At 38.9% G+C, this 4,170-nt stretch carries 5 protein-coding genes and 1 tRNA gene; all 6 read right to left on the bottom strand.

The genetic code is table 11. The features are described from left to right. Positions 1-1,997: ATP-dependent DNA helicase RecG (locus tag PK547_02710; protein ID HPR91619.1), on the bottom strand; the 1,997-nt coding region annotated here is incomplete at its 3' end. A 5-nt stretch (positions 1,998-2,002) separates the two neighbouring features. Next, entirely contained in the window at positions 2,003-2,350 is a 348-nt protein-coding gene (locus PK547_02705) for a hypothetical protein (GenBank protein ID HPR91618.1), read from the bottom strand. Between the two features lie 78 nt (positions 2,351-2,428). Then, on the bottom strand, positions 2,429-2,818 hold the full coding sequence (locus PK547_02700; GenBank protein ID HPR91617.1) for a hypothetical protein: 390 nt from the start codon (positions 2,816-2,818) through the stop codon (positions 2,429-2,431). Between the two features lie 82 nt (positions 2,819-2,900). After that, entirely contained in the window at positions 2,901-3,284 is a 384-nt protein-coding gene (locus PK547_02695; protein ID HPR91616.1) for a hypothetical protein, read from the bottom strand. 114 nt (positions 3,285-3,398) lie between these two features. Next, positions 3,399-3,472: transfer RNA gene (locus PK547_02690), tRNA-Arg, on the bottom strand. Positions 3,473-3,582: 110 nt separating this feature from the next. Beyond that, the coding region (locus tag PK547_02685; protein HPR91615.1) for a hypothetical protein at positions 3,583-4,170 on the bottom strand (588 nt) is incomplete at its 5' end.

Here is a 4,170-nt window from a genome sequence, read left to right as displayed (position 1 = left end):
AAACTGAATCCATCGTTATTTTTTTCCATTATTTTTAAACGAGCCGAAACTGTTTTAGCGCTATCTTTGGCAAAAAGATAGCAATAGGATTGAATATCGCGCCGTCCTACCCGGCCCCTGAATTGATGTAATTGCGCTAGACCGAATAGCTCGGCGCCCTCAATGATCATAATAGTGGCATGGGGGACATCAATGCCTATTTCTATCACAGAAGTGGCGACTAAAACATCTAAATCTCCACGCATCATCTTGAGCATTACTTCATCTTTTTCTTGGGCTTTCATTTTGCCATGCAACATGCCTACTCTTAAATCTGGCCAGATGTCTTGGCTGAAAGTTTCATATTCTTGTTTTACCGATTTCACATCTTGCTCTAACCATTCACCATAAGCCAAAAGATTTTTGCGGGCATTCTGAGGAAGGTTAGCGTCGCCTTCAATGATAGGGGGTTCTATTCTGGGGCAAATCACAAAAGTTTGGTGTCCAAGCTTGGCTTCGCTCCTGACAAAATCATAAATAGCTGCTTGTTGGTAGGGGAGAATAACTTTGGTAGTTATGGGTTTTCTATCGGCAGGCATCTCTTTGAGGATGGAAATATCTATATTGCCGTAGATGGCTAAACTTAAAGTTCTGGGAATGGGCGTAGCCGTCATGGATAATAAATGGGGCCATATTTTCTGTCCGCCGGTAACGGCAATATTAGAGCCTAAAGTTTTTCTTTGTTCCGTGCCGAAACGATGCTGCTCATCTATTACTACTAGTCCTAATTTTGTTGGTTTCACCTTCTTTTGGATAAGGGCGTGGGTGCCTATGATAATCATGGGCTCGCCATTGCAGATTTTTTTAATAAGCAAGGGCTTGGGAACACTGCCTATTAGCCCGTCATCGCTTAAAAGGCTCTCATTGGCAGTGAGCAAGCAAACTTTGCCAGGAAAACCATCTAAGAATTTAGTGAAGGTTTGGAAATGCTGTTTAGCCAATATGGCTGTCGGCGCCATTACAGTCACTTGCCAACCTTGTCTAGTCACTAAAAGTGAGGAGAGAAGCGCTACTAAGGTTTTACCTGAGCCAACATCACCCTCTAGGAGCCTATTCATAGGGCGCCCTGTTTCCATATCTTGCATTATTTGCCAAAGGGCTTCTTTCTGAGAACGGGTTAACTGAAAGGGCAGTTTTTCCAAAAATTGTTTGACTAAATCCACATCCGCCTTTATTTTTGGCGCTTTTAATGTTTGAAATTTAGCTCGCAATTGCAATAAGTGTATTTGAGTCAAGAACACTTCTTCAAAAGTAAAACGTTTTCTCGCTCTTTCAGCAGTGTCAATGCTTGTGGGGAAGTGGATTTCTTTAAAAGCTCGTCCAAGAGGATATAATTTGTAAGTTTTGAGAATTTCTTCTGGCAGTCCGTCTACAAGAGTGTTGGCATATTCATCTATTATGGGCTTGATAAAATAACGCAAGGCCCGAGAAGTTAAACCTCTTGTTTCTGAATAAACAGGAATAAGACCTTGAGTGTGTTTGGAATTAAAACTGCGGCTTTCGCCGGTTAAGCTAATAATCTCATAGGCTGGGTTGGAGAGAAAAAGTTTATTTTTTGCCTTTTTATTTTGGGTAACTTTGCCAGCCAAGCTGACCAGCGCGCCTACGGGGAGATTTTTCTCCAGATAGGGCTGGTTATACCAAACTGCCTTAAGGGAGCCGGTTTCATCTGTGATAGTGGCTTCTGTAATAGATAATTTACGGGCCCAGATATGGTTAGTCTTTATTTTTTCTATGGTTGCCTCTACATTAGCCGTTTCGCCCAGGACCAAATCGGCTATCTTTTTATTTTCTGAAAAATCTTGATAGCGAAAGGGAAAATACCGCAAGAGGTCGCCCACCGTTTTTAATCCTAATTTATTAAGGCGCTTTAAATAGGCTGGCCCAATTCCTTTGATGTCGGCTAAATCTTTATTCAGAATATTTTTGGCGGCAGTTTGTTTAGAACCAGAAACCATATGAGCTAGAAAATGAATTTTTTCATAACTGGATTAAGCACAGTTAGCAGCCGAAGAGTATGTTGCCTTAAACTATAATTGTTGGGCAAGCGATTGAGATGGTCTATGATAGCAACATGAGTTGCTTGACTATTAACATCCTCCTCAGACAACTGGATAACGATTTCTTCTAAATCCTTTAAATCAGCGATGATATTTTCTTTATAATAAAAATTTCCCTCCGGGTCTTTAATTTCACCCATGGGGCTGCTTTCTAAAATTTTTACGACCTCTTCTACGCTGGCAGCATTGTTGATTGCTCTAGTAAAAATATCGCCGCTTTCCACTTTAAAATCTGGTTGCTTTTCAAACATAGTTAATTACTTCTTTGGCTTTAGTATAACACAAAAAGAGCCCCTTTTGGGGGCTCCTTTTGTGTAAGTGCTCTCAATTTAAAAAGTAAAATCTCTTAGCAATGGATTAATATCAAAAAGAAATGTACGAACGCGCTCTTGTAGATGGTAACTAGTGGGAACACGATTGAGGTATGTGTTTATATTTTTGAGTATGTCTGCGCGAGACCCTTCATTTCTAAGACCTTCTTTTGTTATACTGGCAGCGAAGGCTTCCAAATCTACTAAATTAGTAGTGATATCTTTTTTGGAATAAGCTTCACTGCTGAAATCTCTAATACCCTCTATAGGACTTTGTTCTAAAGATTCAATTATTCCTTCAATGGAGGTGGAACTATCAATAGCGTTAACTAAATTTTCATCGACAGACCCACTCTCTATTGTTATAGAGGCTTTATCCATACCTCCTTCTATATTTTGTGCTGTCATAGTTTTATGAATTATTTCTTTCTATTATAACATAAAAAGAGTTCTTACCAGAACTCTTTCTACATAATTTGATAACTCAATTTTAGACTTCCCGATTATTCAATTTGTTATCTACCAATATATGGTATTGGTCGGCTATGCCAAAATCAGTAGTTGGCTCAAAGAATTCCTCCTTTCTGACCTTAGAAGCTTCTATTCGTAATTCTGGCAAATTATTGTCTGTAGCATATTTGTCAATTATAGCAGCTAGTTTTTCAAAAGTATCGCCAGTTTTGATAGCTGCCCTAAATTCATCTTCCTTCCTTTCCTTAATTAAAGCAAAACCATTAAAACCTTCTAACCTGTTCTTTATATCGTTCTGAGGGTTTTTTTCTGATGGTTTTTCTTCTGGAGCAACAAAATCTACACCCGATTGGGCCTGACTTGCATCTTCCAAACCCGGAACCTTTTCTAGATCTGATTCCATATTATAATTTTAAATTTGTAATTAAGTGTGACGTAATAAATTTCTTTAAAATTTAAACGCCACTACAACGTAAAAACGTAAAATTTGTGAAACAAATTAACGTTTTGTACGTTGTGTCCCCGGAGCGATTTGAACGCTCAACCTCAGCCTTCGCAGGGCCGCGCTCTATCCAGTTAAGCTACGGGGACAGATTTTCTCACTAACGTCTAATGTCTAATGGCCAATGTTCAAACAGTGTCCAGAGTAAAATTCGATTTATTTTACCGGGCGTTGCCTAGAAATTGGACATTCTGGATGCTTAGATTTTTAACACTCTGCTCAAATAGTGTATCACTGGTTCTCTGGCCGTTAAATCTTCTTTTATGTCAGTGGTGTTTAATAAACTGATGACCTCTTCGATTTTTTCTGGGGGTACAGGAATAATCACATCTTCATGGGCTGCTTCCGGATAACGGAACCCAATATATTTTATATCACTATTCTCTACAATATAATAGCCGTTAAACTCTTTGAGGTCATAGCGCCTTTCATCGCCATTAATAGAAAGCTCGGTTTGATTTAAGGAAAAATAGATAGTTTGGGGATTTTGGGCACTTTTGGCCAAGACTAATCCATATAGGGCAACAATAAGGAACAGGAAAGAATTGTTTTTGTCTTTATAGGCATAGAGAAGCAAAGCAATTGTTACAAGAGTGGCAATTAAATACCACCAGCCAGAACGTTTATAATAACCCGGCTGATTGCCTTGCCAAGAAACAGAAGCTGGAGGACGTACAGAATCTTTTATCTCCGCCCCTTTTGCTTCCGCTGTTTTGGCAACAAGACTTTTTTTAGTAATTTTCTTTACCTTTTTTGGTTTAAGAATTATAGCTTCTTTTTTTGCCAT

The sequence above is a fragment of the Candidatus Paceibacterota bacterium genome (genome assembly GCA_035404205.1).
Lineage (GTDB): Bacteria > Patescibacteriota > Minisyncoccia > UBA6257 > JAVHQB01 > JAVHQB01.
The sequence above is the reverse complement of the archived record's forward strand: the minus strand, read 5'-3'. Positions and strand labels throughout refer to the sequence as shown.